The following is a 17,440-nucleotide window of genomic DNA, read 5'->3' on the forward strand; positions in this document are numbered from 1 at the left end:
AAACACGATGGCACAGAACGACAACAACGGCGGCAACCTGGGCTTCGAAGCGGAACTGTTCAAGACCGCCGACAAACTGCGCGGCAACATGGAACCCAGCGACTACAAGCACGTCGCGCTGGGCCTGATCTTCCTGAAGTACATCTCCGATGCTTTCGAGGCGCGCCACGCGCAACTGCTGGCCGAAGACGCCGCTGCCGCCGAGGACAAGGACGAATACCTCGCCGACAACATCTTCTGGGTACCCAGGGAAGCACGCTGGTCGCATCTGCAAGCCAATGCCAAGCAGAGCAGCATCGGCACACTGATCGACGATGCGATGCGCGCCATCGAGAGGGACAACGAATCCCTGAAAGGCGTGCTACCCAAGGACTACGCCCGCCCGGCACTCAACAAGGTGATGCTGGGCGAGTTGATCGACCTGATTTCCGGCATCGCGCTGAACGAAGGCAACGACAAGTCCAAGGACGTGCTGGGCCGCGTCTATGAATACTTCCTCGGCCAGTTCGCCGGCGCGGAAGGCAAGCGCGGCGGCGAGTTCTACACGCCGCGCTCCGTGGTGCGCACGCTGGTGGAAATGCTGGAACCCTACACCGGGCGCGTCTATGACCCCTGCTGCGGCAGCGGCGGCATGTTCGTGCAAAGCGAGAAATTCGTCGCCGAACACGGCGGGCGCATCGGCGACATCGCCATCTACGGGCAGGAAAGCAACTACACGACGTGGCGCCTGGCGAAGATGAACTTGGCCGTGCGCGGCATTGACAGCGACATCAAGTGGAACAACGAAGGCAGTTTCCACAAGGACGAACTGCGCGACCTCAAGGCCGATTTCATCCTCGCCAACCCGCCGTTCAACATTTCCGACTGGGGCGGGGGACGCCTGCGCGAGGACGTGCGCTGGGCTTTCGGCGCACCGCCCGCAGGCAATGCCAACTATGCGTGGTTGCAGCACATTTTTCACCACCTCAGCCCGCACGGCTTTGCGGGCGTGGTGTTGGCAAACGGTTCGATGAGTTCGCAGCAGAGCGGCGAAGGCGACATCCGCAAGGCGATGATCGAGGCGAACGTCGTGGACTGCATGGTCGCGCTGCCTGGCCAGTTGTTCTATTCCACGCAGATTCCGGCCTGCCTGTGGATTCTGTCGAAAGACCGCAGCAATGGGCTGGTGAAGAAAACCAAGCTGCGCGACCGGCGCGGTGAAGTGCTGTTCATCGACGCGCGCAAGATGGGCGTGCTGGTGGATCGCACGCGGCGCGAACTGACCAACGAGGAAATTGGCAGGATCGCCGCCACCTACCACGCATGGCGCGGCGAAGCCGACGCGGGCGAATATTCGGATATTCCGGGCTTCTGCAAATCTGCCACGCTCGACGCGATCCGTAAGCACGATCACGTTCTCACGCCGGGACGCTACGTCGGCGCGGAAGCGCAAGAAGATGACGGCGAGGCATTCGCAGACAAGATGCAGCGGCTGACCACGCAGTTGTTTGAAAAGACGAAGCGCGGCGCGGAACTGGATGCCGTCATCTGCGAGAAACTGGGGGCGCTTGGTTATGGCGTCTGAGTGGGCGACTGCGACGATTGGCGATGTTGCCAAGATAAAGCACGGCTTCGCTTTCAAGGGCGAGTTTTTCACGGATGAAGTGACGCCGAATGTCTTGGTCACGCCCGGAAACTTTGCGATCGGCGGCGGCTTCCAGATTGGCAAGCCTAAGTATTACGCCGGGCCGCTACCTGATGACTATGCGCTGACGGAAGGTGAAGTTGTCGTCACGATGACGGACTTGAGCAAGGCATCCGACACGCTTGGTTATGCGGCAAAGGTTCCAAGCGTACCCGGCGTGACTTACTGGCACAACCAGCGAATCGGCTTGCTGCAAGTCACGGACAAGCAGCGCGCTTGCAAAGATTGGCTGCACTACCTGATGCGAACACACGAATACCGCGCATGGGTTGTCGGTTCTGCATCAGGCACAACGGTCAAGCACACATCGCCGTCACGAATCGAGAGCTTTTCGTTCAAGCTCCCGCCGCTCGAAGAACAACGCGCCATTGCCGAAACACTCGGCTCACTCGACGACCGCATCGACAATCTACGCCAGACCAACGCCACGCTGGAAGCCATCGCTGCCGCGCTATTCAAGTCTTGGTTCGTGGACTTTGACGGCGTTTCCGCCACGGATATGCGGGAATCGGAACTGGGCTTGATTCCGAAGGGGTGGCGGATTGGCTCCTTTGACGAGGCCATCGAAATCCTCGGTGGCGGCACACCGAAAACCTCCATCGCTGACTACTGGAGCGGCGATGTGCCGTGGTTTTCCGTTGTGGACGCACCCGGCAGTGGCCAAGTGTTCGTGCTGGATACCGAAAAGAAAATCACCGCGCTCGGCTTGCAAAACTGCTCGGCCAAGCTGCTGCCGGAAATGACCACCATCATTTCGGCACGTGGCACAGTGGGAAAGGTGGCGATGACCGGCGTGCCGATGGCGATGAATCAGTCGTGCTACGCGCTGCGTCCCAGGCAGCAAAGCGGCGAAGCCTTCGTCTATTTCTCAACGCTGCGCTTCGTCGAGCATCTGCAACGCATCGCCCACGGTGCGGTGTTCGACACCATCACACGTGACAGCTTCAAGCAGGTCACGACTTGCCTGCCGCCCGATGAAGTTATCGCCGGGTTTGCCGAAATTGCGAACCCGCTGCTCGAACGCATCCGCATCAACGGACAGCAAGCTGCCATCCTCGCCGCCCTGCGCGACGCGCTTCTGCCGCGCCTTATCTCCGGCCAACTTCGGGTGGCGCAATGAGCCTGGACTGGTGCCCCGGCATCCGCGAAGCCTGCGTGCATTGGCGCGACGCGCCGATGTTGCAGCAGACCTTCGAGGCGCTGGAGCGCACCTTGGAGCAGGACAACGATGCGTGCATCGACTGTGCGAAGTCCATCGTCGAAGTGTTCTGCCGCATCATCGTGGATGAACTGGATTCGCCCGCCCAGCCCGTCAGGCTGACGGAAGCGACGCCGAGTTTTAGCGCATGGGTCAGTGCGGCGGTGCGCGTGCTCAAACTGGGCGAAAACCAGAACACCAAATTCCTCAAGCTGGTGTCGCAGCACCACAAGCTGACAACGGCTCTGGGCGACCTGCGGAACGAATCCGGCCCGGTCAGCCACGGACGGGACGGATTCCTCGCCAAGCTGTCCGTCCATCATCGGCGCTCGGCAGTTTTGTCGGCGGATGCGCTGGTGACATTTCTGCATCAAGCCTATCTGGAGGCGCAGCGCGATCCGATCACTTCGCGTGAGCCGTGGGAACGGTTCGAGGCGTTCAATCAACTGATTGATGCCAATGTCGGCTTGGAATTGGTGACGGACGACGATGGCAACCCCGAGCTTCGGGTTCTACTGCCCGGCAGCGATTACCTTTCTCTCAACGTCCCCGTCAGCCGTTTGCTCTACCAACTTGACCGGGACGCCTACATCGAAGCCCTGAACGCCGCGCGTGGCGCGCCTGTTCCGGCAGCGGAGCGAGACGAAGAGCAAGGAGAAGCCTGATGGCGTTTTTGGCCGAAGCCGACATTGAGCAAGCCCTGCTGACGCAGTTGCGCAGACTAGGCTACTCCATCGCATCCGACGATGTCATTGGTCCGGACGGCAACGCGCCGGAACGCGAAAGCCACGATGTCGTCGTGCTGCATAAGCGGCTGGAAACCGCTGTGCTGCGGCTCAATCCCGCTTTGCCGCCGGAAGCGCGGGCAGATGCCATTCGCAAACTGACTCAATCGGAATTCCCCGCCCTGCTGGAAGAAAATCGTCGCATCCACACCCTGCTGACCGAGGGCGTGGACGTTGAATACTACGGCGACGATGGTGTACTGACGGCGGGCAAGGTTCGGTTGCTGGATTTCGATACACCGGAAAACAACGACTGGTTGGCCGTGCAGCAGTTCGTGGTCATCAACGGCCAAGTCAACCGCAGGCCGGATGTGGTGCTGTTCGTCAACGGCCTGCCGCTGGCGGTCATCGAACTCAAAGCGCCGGGCAGCGCGGGCGCGCATCTGGCGGGCGCGTTCAACCAGTTGCAGACTTACAAGCAGCAGATTCCGGCGCTGTTTCACACCAATGCGCTGCTGGTCACTTCGGACGGCATTGCCGCGCGCGTGGGGTCGCTGTCCGCCGATCTGGAACGCTTCATGCCGTGGCGCACCACGGATGGCAGCGCGATTGCGCCCAAGGGTTCGCCGGAGTTGGCAACGCTGATCGAGGGCGTGTTCGCGCCGCAACGCTTCCTCGACCTGCTACGGTATTTCACCGTATTCGGCGAGACCGGCTCGGGTCTTACGAAGATCGTGGCGGGCTATCACCAGTTCCACGCGGTCAATCGTGCCGTCGAATCCACCATTCGCGCATCAAGCCAATGGCAGGGCGTGCGCGAGGAACCGGCCTCGTATGGCCTGCCCAGCGTGGCGATGCAAGCCCGTGGCGACCGGCGCGCGGGCGTGATCTGGCACACGCAAGGCTCCGGCAAAAGCCTGCTGATGGCCTTTTACGCCGGGCGGCTGGTGCAGCACCCGGCGATGGAGAACCCGACGCTCGTCGTGCTGACCGACCGCAACGATCTGGACGACCAGTTGTTCTCCACCTTCTCGATGTGCCGCGACCTGATCCGGCAGAAACCGGTGCAGGCCGAAGGCCGCGAGCATTTGCAACAACTGCTGGCGCGCGCTTCCGGCGGCGTGATCTTCACTACCTTGCAGAAGTTTGGCGAGGTAGCCGAGCCGCTGACCACGCGGCGCAATGTGGTCGTCATCGCCGACGAAGCACACCGTTCGCAATACGGTTTCCGCGCGAAGGTGGATGCCAAGACTGGCGAGGTGAGCTACGGCTTCGCCAAATACCTGCGCGATGCGCTGCCCAATGCCTCGTTCATCGGCTTTACGGGCACGCCCATCGAGGCGACGGACGTGAACACCCTGGCGGTGTTCGGCAACTACATCGACGTGTACGACATCAGCCGCGCGGTGGAAGACGGCGCGACCGTGCCGATCTACTACGAATCGAGGCTGGCGCGCATCGAACTCGACGAGGACGAAAAGCCCAAGCTCAACGCCGAAGTCGAGGCGTTGACCGAGGACGAGGCCGTCACCGAGCAGGAAAAGCTGAAGGCGAAATGGGCAACGGTCGAAAAACTGGTCGGCAGTGACAAACGCCTCGCGCTGGTGGCGCAGGATTTGGTGGCGCATTTCGAGGACAGGCTGACCGCGCTGGACGGCAAGGCCATGGTGGTGTGCATGAGCCGCCGTATCGCCGTAGCGCTATACGATGAAATCATCAAGCTGCGCCCGGACTGGCACAGCACGGACGATGCCGCAGGCGCGGTGAAAATCGTGATGACCGGTGCGGCCAGCGACCCACCCGCTTGGCAGCAGCACATCGGCAACAAGGCGCGGCGCGATCTGCTGGCCAAGCGTGCGCGTGACGCGAAAGACCCGCTGAAACTGGTCATCGTGCGTGATATGTGGCTGACCGGCTTTGACGCGCCGTGCATGCACACGATGTATGTCGATAAACCGATGCAGGGTCACGGGCTGATGCAGGCCATCGCGCGCGTGAACCGCGTGTTCCTCGACAAGCCTGCTGGGTTGATCGTGGACTACATCGGCATCGCGCAAAGCCTGAAATCCGCGCTGGCGCAGTATTCGGCGGGTGACCGAGCCAACACCGGTGTGGACGAAGCGCAGGCCGTGGCGGTGATGCAGGAGAAGTACGAAGTAGTGCGCGACATGTACCACGGCTTCGACTACGCCACCGCCTTGAACGGCACGCCGCAGCAGCGGCTGGCGATGATGGCTGGTGCCATCGAGTGGATACTCGACAAGCAGCAGCAATGGACGGCTGCGGAAACCACGGATGAAGGCAAGAAGAACGCCCAGCGCCGCTATCAGGATGCGGTGCTGGCCTTGTCGAAGGCGTACTCGCTGGCGTCGGCTTCGGACGAGGCGCGCGGCATCCGCGAGGAGATTGGCTTCTTCCAGGCCATCCGTGCGGCGCTGGTGAAGTCGGCGACAGGCTCGGGCGTCACCTCGCAGGAGCGCGACTTCGCTATCCAGCAGATCGTCAGCCGCGCAGTGATTTCGACCGAGATCGTGGACATCCTCAAGGCGGCGGGCATCCAAAGCCCGGACCTCTCCATCCTGTCCGACGAGTTCCTCGCCGAAGTGCAGCAGATGCAGAAGAAGAACCTTGCGCTGGAAGCCTTGCGCAAGCTCATCAACGACGGCATCCGCTCGCGCAGCAAGGCCAACATCGTGCAGACACGCGCGTTCTCGGAGCGGCTGGAAGATGCCGTGGCGCGCTACCACGCCAATGCCATCACCACCGCCGAAGTGTTGCAGGAACTGATTCAGTTGGCGAAGGACATCCGCGCGGCGCGGCAGCGTGGCGAAGAAGCGGGCCTGTCCGATGAGGAAATCGCCTTCTACGACGCGCTGGCCGAAAACGAAAGTGCGGTGCAGGCAATGGGCGACGACAAGCTCAAGGTCATTGCCCACGAATTGCTGGGCAGCCTGAAAGGGAACGTGTCCGTGGATTGGGCGCATCGCGATTCGGCGCGCGCCCGGATGCGGGTGCTGGTCAAGCGCATTCTGCGCAAATACGGTTATCCGCCGGATTTGCAGGATGCGGCGGTGCAGACCGTGCTGCAGCAGGCCGAGGCGCTCTCGGCTGGATGGATTTAGGGGTTCCGCTCATGGCCGACGACGCTCTCACACAATCCGATGCCGATACCTTGCTGCGCATGGAGAAGGTTCCTGCGTCGGCGGACACTTTCCACTTTCTCGGCTTCGGCGGGCGTATCGAGGTGCCGTTGGTATCGCGTGACGAGCGCGAGAAGTTCTCACTGGACATCAACCGCAAGCGTATTGCGCTGACCACAGGCTATCAGACCCGTGCCCGGAAGGTTGTCGTGCTGGCGCGTCTTGATTTCGCCGCACCTCATCGCAATCCGGATGGCAGCGAAGTGGGCGTACCGCACTTGCATCTGTACCGCGAAGGCTACGGCGACAAGTGGGCGTTTGCGGTTCCCGATGGCATCCTGAGCAATCCGGCTGATGCGTGGCAAGTGCTGCACGATTTCATGAGGTACTGCGGCGTGGTTGAGAATCCGAATATCGTGCGAGGGCTGTTCGCATGAGCACGACCGATGGTCTGATCAGCCGCTATTACGACTGGCTTAAGGCCAAGACCAACTGGCGGGAGATCAACGACTGGGTGGAAATCACCACGCCGTATCTGGATCGACACAATGATTGCATCCAGATTTACCTGAAGCGGCAGGACGGCGAATGGGTGCTGACCGACGACGGCTACACGCTGGCCGATCTGGCCCAGTCCGGGTGCGAGATCGATACGCCGCGCCGCAAAGCATTGTTGGCGACGGCGCTCAACGGCTTCGGCGTACAACAGACTACTTTCGGCGCCTTGGAGACCAAGGCGACCGAGGAGAATTTTCCACTGCGCAAACACAGCTTGTTGCAAGCCATTCTCGCGGTCAACGACCTGTTCTACGTGGCGCGCGCCAACGTCGAGAGCTTCTTCTTCGAGGATGTGGCTCTGTGGCTGGACGATGCCGACGTGCGCTACACCTTGCGCGTGAACTTCGTCGGGCGCAGCCACTACAACCACCAGTTTGATTTCGTGGTGCCAAAGTCCAAGCGTGCGCCGGAGCGAATTCTTCGCGTCATCAACAACCCGAACAAGGATACCGCCCAAAGCACTGCTTTCGCGTGGCTGGACACCAAAGAAGTGCGTCCTTCGGATTCGCAAGCATTCGCCATCCTGAACGACCGTGACCGGCAGATTGGCGATGCTGTGCCGGATGCCTTGCGCAGCTACGACATCGTGCCGATTGCGTGGAGCAAGCGTGAAGAATTTAGAGAGCGACTGGCGGCATGAACACGGCCCGCTATTCCAATCTCAACCCGGAAAAGGCGCTGATCTGGCGCATTGTCCACCGCGACAACCTGCCGTGGATTTTGCGCAATGGCCTGTACTCCAAGAATTCGCCCAAGCAAGACCCGCGTTATGTAGTTGTCGCATCCCGGACGATCATATGGCCTCTTGTGAAACAGATGCGGGTGCTGCTGATGCCACTCTTGCATCGGCTGACCAAGCCCAGGACGCCGAGAACCAACGGCATGGTCGAGAGGTTCAATGGTCGCATAGCGGATGTCCTGAAGACCCACAGGTTCGACAGCCGCGAGGACATGGAGCAGACCTTGCGCGCTATGTGGCCTTGTACAACCACCAACTGCCGCAGTCAGCGCTGGGCAGCAAGACGCCTATGCAGGCCATGAAAGAGTGGCATCAGCAGCACCCGCATCTGTTTCACAAGAGGCCATATGATCGTCCGGGATGCGACAGCTATTCAATTGACAAAGACGGAATCAAACCGGCGTCCGTCCACCACCGGGATGCAGGCCCGGCTTGAAGTTCCGCGCCTCAGAGCTTGAGAGTTTTTCCCCGCTGACCGTTGGGAAGTGGCCCGAGACTGGCTTGGGCAAGGTATGACGTCAAGCCAGCGCTCCGCGATGCCCCAGGATCAGGCCATGTTCGAAGGCATGGATGTGCCAGCAGCGAGTGCTGGCGCGCCAATGCACCCTTGTAGCGCACCGCCAGCCAGTGCCCCGGCACGCGTGCAGGAGCCCAACCGTTTGCAAGTGGAGCTGCGCGCATCCGACCTGGATTCGCTGCTGCCTGCAGACCATCGGGCCCGACTGGTGTGGCGCTACGTGGAGCAGCAGGATCTGAGCGTGCTGTTCGATGCCATCCGGGCCCGAGGTTCGGCGCCTGGGCGCCGGGCCATTGATCCACGCATCCTGTTCTCGCTGTGGCTGTACGCCACGCTGGATGGCGTCGGCAGCGGGCGCGAGGTCGCCCGGTTGAGCCAAAGCCACGACGCGTACCGCTGGATCTGTGGTGGTGTGTCGGTGAACTACCACGCGCTCAATGACTTTCGGGTGGGCAACGAGGCGCTGATGGACCGCCTGCTCAGCCACAACGTGGCCGCGCTGGCTGCCGTCGGGGTGATCCGGCTGGTGCGTGTGGCGCAAGACGGCATGCGGGTACGCGCCAGCGCCGGGGCGGCCTCGTTTCGGCGCAAGGGCACGCTCAAGGAGCACCATGCCAAGGCCACCGAGATGGTGCACTCGCTCAAGGAGCAAGCCCGCGAGAACCCGGGGCAGGCCGAGCGACGGGCACAGGCGGCCAGGCTGCGGGCAGCCGAGCTGCGCGAGCAGCAACTGGCCGCGGCACTGGCGCGGCTGCCCGAGTTGGAGGCAATCAAGCAGCGCAATGGCCAGCCGATCGACAAGGCGCGTGCCAGCACGACAGATGCCGATGCCAGCAACATGAAGATGGCCGACGGCGGCTGGCGCCCGGCCTACAACGTGCAACTGGCCACCGACTGCGCCAGCCAGGTGATCGTGGGCGTGGACACCGTCACCGCCGGCAGCGACATGGCCCAGTTGGCGCCCATGGTCCAACAAGTGCACCAGCGCGTGGGCAAGGCGGCCGAACAATGGCTGGTCGACGGCGGCTTGCCAGCGCACGGCCAACTGGACGCGGTGGCCGACAAGACCGAGGTCTATGCGCCGGTGCCCCAAGCCAGGGCACCCAAGGGAAAGAGCCAAGGCCAGGACGACGAGCAGCAGCCGCCCGCACCGGGCAGCCAGTTCCAACCCAAGGCCGGCGACAGCACAGCCGTGGCGCAGTGGCGCCAGCGCATGAGCACCGATGAGGCCCGCGAGATCTACAAGGATCGGGCGGCCACGGCCGAATGCGTGAACGCGCAGGCGCGCAACCGCGGCCTGCTGCGCATGCCCGTGCGCGGACTGGCCAAGGTCAAGTGCATTGCCTGGTGGTATGCCCTGGCACACAACCTGATGAGGACGGTGGCGCTGGCGCCGCAGCTCATCGGCTGGGGCACAGGTGCGTGCGCAGGTGCGGCAGCGCTGACTTGAGGGCCCTGCGCGCCAGGATCAATGCGCCGCAAGGCCATGGTGAGCGACCTGCAACGCTCAAAGCCAACGTACCCGCCGCACTGTGGCTACCTCACTCGCGCCGCGAACCCGCCGCCATGGCTGGCGTAGGGCAGCCGTCCACCTTCTGAAAATCGAAAAACTCTCAGACTCTCAGTCGAGTTGGCTCATCGCGTCGTCGATCGCATCCACCATTTCATCAGCGTTGGCATGGGTAAAGGTCAAGGGAGGTGAAATGATGAAGGTGTCGGCCAGGTTGCGCAGCAAAACACCCGCCTCCCGGCAGGCGTCCGAGATGCGTGCGCCGACATTCAGGGACAAGTCCAACGGCGCCCGGGTCTTCTTGTCTGCGACCAACTCGACGCCAATCATCAGGCCCTGGCCGCGCACATCGCCGATGTAGCGGTGCTTGTCCTGGATGGACTGCAGGCGTTCCATCAAATAGGCACCCACCTTGCCTGCGTTCAGGTGCAGCTTTTCCTTTTCGATGATCTCCAGATTCGCGATGGCTGCGACGCAAGCCAGCGGATGCCCTGCGTAGGTGTTGCCATGAAGGAAGGCGTTGCTGCTGAACAATGCCTCGTCTGTGGTCACGAAGGCGTCGCACACACGGGCATTGGCCATCGTGGCCCCCAGGGGGATGTAGCCGCTGTTGATGCCTTTGGCAAACACCATCATGTCGGGCTTCACACCCCAGAGCCGACTGCCCATTTCCGAGCCGATGCGGCCAAAACCGGTCACCACTTCGTCGGCAATCAGCAGCACCCGATGGCGATCGCAGACTTCGCGCACCAGTGGCCAGAAGTTGGCCGGCGGCACGATCACGCCGCCGGCTCCCTGGACCGGTTCGGCAACGAAGGCGGCGACGGAGTCGGGGCCCTGGAACTCGATTTCGCGCTCCAGCAACTGCGCACACAATCGCCCCAGCGCCTGCGGGTCCGTGGTGAAGGGGTTGCGGTAGACATGGGGCGTTTCAACCTGGATGAAGCCTGCCAGCAAAGGCTCGAACGGCGCGCGGTAGGGCGTGATGCCATTGGCCGACAAGGCGCCCAGGGTGACCCCATGGTAGGCCCGCTTGAGCGAGATGATCTTGTGCCGCATGGGCTGGCCGACTTGACGCCAGTACTGGCGCGCCAGTTTGTAGGCGGCCTCGTTGGCTTCCGAACCCCCAGACGAAAAGAAGACCCGTGCCATCCCCTCTTGGGCCGTCCAGCGGCACAGGACATCCGCCAACTCGATCGCCGGCCGGTTGCTGGTGCCGCCAAAGATCGAGTAGAAACTGATGCGATCCAACTGCGCGCGAATCGCCTCTTTGATCTCCTCGCGGCCATGGCCGACATTGACATTCCACAGGCCGCCCTGCCCATCCAGGTAGCGCTTGCCGTTGCCGTCATAGACGTAAACGCCTGCGCCGCGCTCGATCACCAAGGGGGGATGTCTCGACAGGTGCGACGGGTTGGCAAAGGGGTACAGCATGTGGCGAACATCATGCTGATCGGCACCGGGGCGAGGGTCTTTTGTCATATCGATCTCGATTCAAAGTGAAATGGAAACAGGCCCGATGGCCGGGGCCGGGGCATGCCGCCGCAATGTATGTGCCAGCGGTCTGTGCCAGGGCGGCTTTGTCAGCGCGCCGGTGGCTGGCCCCGTCTCCCGGGTCTTGCAAACGCCCGAGCAAGCCCTTGGGCATCGACACCACCGGCATGGCGCTGGCCGGCTGCCAATGTCGAACCCGGAACGGAACGTCGATGGATCATCGGGGAACCTCTCGGGAATGTGATTGGGCGAAAAGCTGTTCAAGGCCCAAGCGCTCGATTTCCCGGGCGATGGACAGAACGCGGTAGTCGGCGCCGCGTGCGCCGATGATTTGCAGTCCGATCGGCAGGGCGTGGGCCGGAGCGTCCATGGGTCGCCGCGCGCAGGGCAGCACGCAGGCCGGCTGCTGGCTCAAATTGATCGGGTAGCTGAACCCTGCCCACTCGGTCCAGCGCGACAGGCCGCTGCCTTGCGGAACCTCCAGGCCGGCGCTGAAGGGCAGGATGGATGCTGCCGGCGACACCAGAAAATCAAACTCGGTGAGCAGCCGGTCCATGGCCGCAGCGAAATGGGCCCGCCCTATCTGCTGCGCCACCAGGTCGGGCGCGGAGATCCGGGCGCCAGCGCTGGCGACTTGCCGCAAGCCTGCGTCCATGCCGGATTGCTCGGCGGCAGAAATGCCCGCCAAGCGATGGGCCGCGCTCGCAAACCAATGCGCCTGGAACATGCGATGCAAGTCTTTGCCGGGCAGGTCGACGCGCTCCACGCGGGCCCCGGCAGCACGCAACTGGCTGACCGCAAACTCCACCGCCGCCCCGACTTCGGGGCACAGCGCGCCTGAAGGCGGGGTCGTCCAATAGCCTATGCGCGCCTTGGCCAGTTCACCGTCATGCAATGGCTGTGGCGCAGCGTGCATCCAGCCCTGTGCCCAGTCCCTCAGATCGCGGCCCGACATGGCGCGCAGCATGGCGGCCGCATCGTCGACGCTGCGGGCCATGGGACCGATATGCGCCACCGTGCCAAACGCGCTGGCAGGGTAGGCCGGGACGGTTCCAAAGGTCGGCTTGAGTCCGACGATGCCGCAAAACGAGGCCGGGATGCGGATCGAGCCGCCCCCATCGGTGCCCAGGTGCAAGACGCCCGCTCCGGTGGCCGCCGCCACGGCGGCGCCGCCCGACGAGCCTCCGCATGTCATTGCCGGCGCCCAGGGATTGCGCGTGATGCCAAAGGCGTTGCTATCGGTCACCGCCTTCCAGCCCAGTTCCGGTGAGGTGGTGATGCCCACGAAAATGGCGCCACCCGCGCGCAGCCGGGCGACACTTGGCGCATCCTCCGCACAGGGCTTGGCGTCCGTGCCCAGGCTGCCATAGCGGACGACGCTGCCGGCAACCCAGAGCAAATCTTTGATGGTGGTCGGCACGCCATCGACAGGCGAGGCCGGCGAACCCTTGCGCCAACGGGCTTCGGATGCCCTGGCCATGTCCAAGGCCCTTTCATGGTCCGTGAAGCTGAAGGCGTTGAACCGTTCCTGCACGCGGTCGACATGCTGCAAGACTTCCCGGGTCACCTGCACCGGAGAAAGCTCGCCGCGACGGTACAGCGAGCGCAGTTCGGCGACGCCCAATTGGCACAAGGCTGGCGCGTCGGCGATCGGGGGGATGCCACCCATGGATTTTTGCGCGGGATCACTCATCGAATCCAAGCCTCCAGGAAAAGTCTGTCGGACCGGCGCCCGGGATGGTGCCGTCATCTGCCAAAGGGAAATACATTCCTCGTTGCATTTTCATGCATTCTTGGCCCCAAGAATTTCAGTGTGAAGCCCTCAGTGTGAAGCCCTCGAACCCCTGCGGGCGAACGCTTGATTGTCGCCATCGGCGCTGCGGGTTTTGCCGTGGCCAGGCCCGAGCGGCGCAAGAATTTGTTTGACTATTTGTTTGACTTTGGCCATGGCCTGCCGCCATGAATCGGATACAACAGCACCATTTCCCGGAAAAAGAGAGCACCCCATGCACATCCTCATCACCGGCGGCTGCGGCTTTCTCGGCGTGCGGCTGGCGCGCACGCTGCTGGCCGGCGGCCCGCTGGCACTGGCCGGAGCACCGGCCCGGGCCATCGCGCGCATCACGTTGGCCGACCGCGTGCCGCCGCCGGCCGACCTGCAAGCCGACGCCCGCGTGCAGTTCGTGCCGGGCGATCTGTGCGAGCAGGTGGACAACGGTGCACTGCCGCTGGCGCGCGCCGACGCCTTGTTCCACCTGGCCGCAGCGGTGAGCGGCGAGTGCGAGGCCGACTTCGACCTCGGCATGCGCAGCAACCTCAATGCCACGCGCATGTTGCTGCAAGCCTGCCGCCATGCGGGCCATGCGCCGGTGTTCGTGTTTTCCAGCTCGGTCGCGGTCTTTGGCGGCTCGCCCGAGCAACCGCTGCCGGCAGTGATCGAGGACAGCACGCTGCCGACGCCGCAAAGCAGCTATGGCATCCAGAAGTTCATCGGCGAGCAGTTGGTGGCCGACTTCAGCCGCAAGGGCTTTGTGCAGGGCCGCAGTGTGCGGCTGATGACGGTGTCGGTGCGGCCGGGCCGTCCGAACGGCGCGGCCTCGGGGTTCCTCAGCGGCATGTTGCGCGAGCCTTTGGCCGGCGAGCGCGCGCGCTGCCCGGTGGCCCCCGAGACGCCGGTCGCGCTCGCCTCGCCCGGCAACACCGTCGCCGGCATCATCCGTGCGGCCAGCGCCAGCGCCGCCGAATGGCGCGTGCGCACCGCCGTCAACCTGCCCGCGCTCACCACCACCGTGCGCGAGATGGCGCAGGCGCTCGAACATGTCGCGGGCCGCGCCACCAGCGCGCTGATCGACTGGGAGCCCGATGCGCAGATCGCCAAGATCGTTACCAGTTGGCCCAGCCGCATCCACGCCGCGCGCGCTCAGTCCTTGGGCCTGAGCGCCGACCCGAGCTTTGACGCCATCTTGCGCAGCTACCTGCGCGAGAACCCGCAGGCGCACCAATGGCCAAGGCAATGACCCCGCTGTGTGCGTTGTGCGTTGCTGGCGCGGGCCGCGGCATGGCGCCCTTGCGCTGCGCCGGCGGATACCCGGTGGATGCCTGGCTCGACGCCCGAATGAAACCCCGATGAAGCTCCACGGGCTGCATATCCCGGCCGCGCTGCGCGGTTTCGCGGCGGGCGCTGCGCAGGTGTTCGACATCACGCTGCGCGGCGACAAGGTGGCAACCATCGAGCCGAGCGCCGTGCAGGCGCCGGCGCGCGGCATACTGCTGAGCGCGCTGGTCGAGGCGCATGCGCATATCGACAAGAACTACACGGTGCAGGAGGTGGGCGCGGCGCAGGGCAATCTGTTTGCGGCCATCGAGCGGATGGACCAACACCGCGCCGGCTGGAGCGCTGCGGCGCTGCGCCAGCGCATGGAGCGCGCGCTGCACGAGGCCTGGCGGTCGGGCACGCGCGCGCTGCGCACGCATATCGACTGGGTGCAGCCCGAGCCGCCGGCCGCGCTGGCGCTGTTCGAGGCGCTGCGCGACGAATGGCGCGGGCGCATCGAACTGCAATTCGTCTCCCTCACGCCGCTGGACCTGTTCACCGACCTGGCCGCCGGCGCGCGCATTGCGCGCGAAGTCAGGCGCGCCGCTGGCGTGCTGGGCGCTTTCGTCTACCGCAACCACGGCATCGCCGGCAAGCTCGGCCGCTTGTTCGACCTGGCGCAGCAGCATGGGCTGGGGCTGGACTTGCATGTCGACGAGGGGCTCGACCCCGACGCCTGCGGGCTGCGCAGCATTGCCGAGCTGGTGCACGCGCGCCATTTCCGGCAGGGCGTGGTCTGCGGCCATTGCTGTTCGCTGGCGCTACAGGACGAGGCCGTGGCCGATGCCACGCTGGTGCTGTGCGCCCAGGCCGGCATCCACATCGTCGCCTTGCCGACCACCAATCTGTATCTGCAAGGCGCCTGGGAGCGCACGCCGGTGCCGCGTGGCATCACGCGCATCCGCGAGGCGGCGGCACGGGGCTTGCGCGCCAGTCTGGCCACGGACAATGTGCAGGACGCTTTCTACCCCTACGGCAGCTACGACCTGCTGGAGACTTTTGGCCTGGGCGTGCAATTGGCGCACCTGGCGCCCGCGATCGAATGGCTCGATGCCATCACCATCAGTCCGGCCAAGGCGCTTGGACTGGCATGGGATGGCCGCATCGCCCCGGGCTGCCCCGCCGACCTGGTGCTGCTGGAGGCCAGCGCCGAGCATGAGCTGATCGGTGCGCGCGGGCGCCGGCGCAGCGTGATTCGCGCCGGGCAGATTCTGGAGCCAACACCATGAGCATGGGCAAGCCAATGGCCCACTACGCCGCCGCCAGGCGTGTGGGCGACTTCGTATTCACGAGCGGCGTGGTGGCGGTCGATCCGTCCAGGCGCCGCGCAGTGGCCGATTACGACGACCTGCCCGAGGCCGCCCGCACGGCGCTGCAAGGCGTGGGCTACGTGACCGGCCAGATGTCGGTCGACAGGTTCGAGGCCGCCATCGTGGCCCAAAGCTGGTTCGTGCTCGAACGCATCCGCCAGATCGCGGTCGAGCATGGCGGCACGATGGACGATGTGGTGAAACTGGTGCAGTACTTTCGCCACCTGCCGCACTACGCCTTCTACAACCGCGTGCGCGGCCTGTTCTATCCGGGCGCGCCGCCGGTCAGCACGGTGCTGGAGGTAGCGCGCCTGCTGCCGGGCGACGAGGTGCTGCTGGAGGTCGAGGCCACGCTGTACCTGCCCGAACGCGCCGTCTGATGCCGGCGCATTGGCGCTGCCCCGCCGTGCCAATGTGCATGAGACCCACGGCGCGGGCTTGCCCCTTTGGGGCAAGGAGGGGCAAGCCCAAGCGCATCAGGCCATCACAGTTGCAGCACCAGTTCCTGGCCCTTGGCGCGTGCGCAGCACAGGGCCAGCCTGGTTTGGCGCTCGCTGGCCGTGAGGCAAAAGTCGTGGTGCTCGGCGCCTGCGCCATCGCCTGGAACCACGCAACTGCCGCACAGACCCTGCTGGCACGACACCGGGATGTCGATGCCGACCTGGCGCAGCGCATCGACGGCGCTCTGGTCGGCCGCCACCGGCACGCTGATGCCGCGCTGCGCGAGCCGCAGCGTGAAGGGCTGGCCGGCGCTCTGGTCGGCATCGGCCGGTGCCGCGAAGTATTCGGCGTGCAGCGCGTCCTCGGGCCAGTGCCGGGCCGCGTCGCGCACCGCCTGCATGAAGCCGCCGGGGCCGCACAGGTACAACTGCGCGCCCGGCGCGCGCTCGGCCAGCAGCGCGTGCAGGTCGATGCGTTCGGCGGCCTCGCCCTGGTCCAGGTGCAGGCGCAGCCGTGGCGCCAGCGCCGGCGCGCGCAGCGCGTCGGCAAAGGCCAGATGCTCCCGGCTGCGCGCAAACACGCACAGCCTGAAGTTTGCGCCGCGCGCCGCCAGCGCCTGCGCCATGGCCAGCAGCGGCGTGATGCCGATGCCGCCGGCCAGCAGCAGGTGCTGCGCGGCCTGCGGGCACAGCGGGAAGGTGTTGCGCGGCGCGCTGACGGCCAGCAGGTCGCCCGTGCGCACACGCTCGTGCATCGAGGCCGAGCCGCCACGGCTCGCGGCCTCGCGCTTGACGCCGATCAGATACGACATGACCGGCGCTGCTGCCGGCGGCGCCAGCGCCAACGAATACTGGCGCGAAAAGCCGCCGGGCATGTGCACATCGATATGCGCGCCGGCCTCGTAGCCCGGCAGCGGCCGGCCCCAGGGGTGGGTCAGCTCGAAGGCCAGGATATGCGGCGTCTGCCGCCAGATGCGTGCGACGCGCACGGTCAGCCTGCGTTGCGGGTTCATGGTGTGGGCGCTTGCTGG

At 64.6% G+C, this 17,440-nt stretch carries 13 protein-coding genes and 2 pseudogenes; 12 read left to right on the top strand and 3 right to left on the bottom strand.

Annotated elements, in window-relative coordinates:
* The first annotated feature begins 7 nt into the window (after positions 1 to 7).
* The 9 genes and pseudogenes from VEIS_RS15195 (at position 8) to VEIS_RS15230 (ending at position 10,011) form a co-directional block, all read left to right on the top strand.
* A complete protein-coding gene (locus VEIS_RS15195) occupies positions 8 to 1,564 on the top strand; it encodes a class I SAM-dependent DNA methyltransferase (protein WP_011810852.1) in 1,557 nt (518 codons plus the stop codon).
* Positions 1,554 to 2,804: a restriction endonuclease subunit S gene (locus tag VEIS_RS15200; protein ID WP_011810853.1), complete on the top strand. Its 1,251-nt coding sequence runs from the start codon at positions 1,554 to 1,556 to the stop codon at positions 2,802 to 2,804. Before VEIS_RS15195 ends, VEIS_RS15200 begins: the two co-directional genes overlap by 11 nt.
* Positions 2,801 to 3,547: an abortive infection family protein gene (locus VEIS_RS15205; protein ID WP_011810854.1), complete on the top strand. Its 747-nt coding sequence runs from the start codon at positions 2,801 to 2,803 to the stop codon at positions 3,545 to 3,547. The genes VEIS_RS15200 and VEIS_RS15205 overlap by 4 nt, the downstream gene beginning before the upstream one ends.
* Positions 3,547 to 6,729 (top strand): type I restriction endonuclease subunit R, encoded by a 3,183-nt coding sequence (locus VEIS_RS15210; RefSeq protein ID WP_011810855.1) that lies wholly within the window; start codon positions 3,547 to 3,549, stop codon positions 6,727 to 6,729. Before VEIS_RS15205 ends, VEIS_RS15210 begins: the two co-directional genes overlap by 1 nt.
* An 11-nt stretch (positions 6,730 to 6,740) precedes the next feature.
* Complete coding sequence (locus VEIS_RS15215; protein WP_011810856.1) at positions 6,741 to 7,184, top strand: DUF6978 family protein; 444 nt, start codon at positions 6,741 to 6,743, stop codon at positions 7,182 to 7,184.
* Positions 7,181 to 7,945: a DUF1829 domain-containing protein gene (locus tag VEIS_RS15220; RefSeq protein ID WP_011810857.1), complete on the top strand. Its 765-nt coding sequence runs from the start codon at positions 7,181 to 7,183 to the stop codon at positions 7,943 to 7,945. The genes VEIS_RS15215 and VEIS_RS15220 overlap by 4 nt, the downstream gene beginning before the upstream one ends.
* Positions 7,942 to 8,049: pseudogene (locus tag VEIS_RS28850) on the top strand (hypothetical protein); the annotation flags it as partial. The gene VEIS_RS15220 and the pseudogene VEIS_RS28850, both read left to right, overlap by 4 nt.
* 99 nt (positions 8,050 to 8,148) lie before the next feature.
* Positions 8,149 to 8,480, top strand: a pseudogene (locus VEIS_RS28860) (integrase core domain-containing protein); the annotation flags it as partial.
* 118 nt (positions 8,481 to 8,598) lie between these two features.
* Positions 8,599 to 10,011 (top strand): IS1182-like element ISVei6 family transposase, encoded by a 1,413-nt coding sequence (locus VEIS_RS15230; protein WP_011810859.1) that lies wholly within the window; start codon positions 8,599 to 8,601, stop codon positions 10,009 to 10,011.
* 171 nt (positions 10,012 to 10,182) lie between these two features.
* Here VEIS_RS15230 and VEIS_RS15235 read toward each other — a convergent pair whose 3' ends face one another.
* On the bottom strand, positions 10,183 to 11,553 hold the full coding sequence (locus tag VEIS_RS15235; RefSeq protein ID WP_011810860.1) for an aspartate aminotransferase family protein: 1,371 nt from the start codon (positions 11,551 to 11,553) through the stop codon (positions 10,183 to 10,185).
* A gap of 229 nt (positions 11,554 to 11,782) precedes the next feature.
* The gene (locus VEIS_RS15240) at positions 11,783 to 13,258 is read right to left on the bottom strand and encodes an amidase (protein WP_011810861.1); all 1,476 of its coding nucleotides are present in this window, start codon (positions 13,256 to 13,258) and stop codon (positions 11,783 to 11,785) included.
* Positions 13,259 to 13,571: 313 nt separating this feature from the next.
* Between VEIS_RS15240 and denD the strand changes: the two genes are divergently transcribed.
* The 3 genes from denD to VEIS_RS15255 all read left to right on the top strand — a co-directional run bounded on the left by denD (position 13,572) and on the right by VEIS_RS15255 (position 16,349).
* Positions 13,572 to 14,582 carry a D-erythronate dehydrogenase gene (gene denD / locus VEIS_RS15245; RefSeq protein ID WP_041950080.1) on the top strand — a complete coding sequence of 337 codons (1,011 nt, stop codon included), beginning with the start codon at positions 13,572 to 13,574 and terminating at the stop codon, positions 14,580 to 14,582.
* Between the two features lie 109 nt (positions 14,583 to 14,691).
* Entirely contained in the window at positions 14,692 to 15,888 is a 1,197-nt protein-coding gene (locus VEIS_RS15250) for an amidohydrolase family protein (protein WP_011810863.1), read from the top strand.
* On the top strand, positions 15,885 to 16,349 hold the full coding sequence (locus tag VEIS_RS15255; RefSeq protein ID WP_011810864.1) for a RidA family protein: 465 nt from the start codon (positions 15,885 to 15,887) through the stop codon (positions 16,347 to 16,349). The genes VEIS_RS15250 and VEIS_RS15255 overlap by 4 nt, the downstream gene beginning before the upstream one ends.
* A gap of 104 nt (positions 16,350 to 16,453) precedes the next feature.
* Here VEIS_RS15255 and VEIS_RS15260 read toward each other — a convergent pair whose 3' ends face one another.
* Positions 16,454 to 17,422, bottom strand: coding sequence for a PDR/VanB family oxidoreductase (locus VEIS_RS15260; protein ID WP_011810865.1), 969 nt, complete (start codon positions 17,420 to 17,422; stop codon positions 16,454 to 16,456).
* Between the last annotated feature and the right edge of the window lie 18 nt (positions 17,423 to 17,440).

Origin of the sequence: Verminephrobacter eiseniae EF01-2 (assembly GCF_000015565.1) — a bacterium.
GTDB classification, from domain to species: domain Bacteria; phylum Pseudomonadota; class Gammaproteobacteria; order Burkholderiales; family Burkholderiaceae_C; genus Acidovorax; species Acidovorax eiseniae.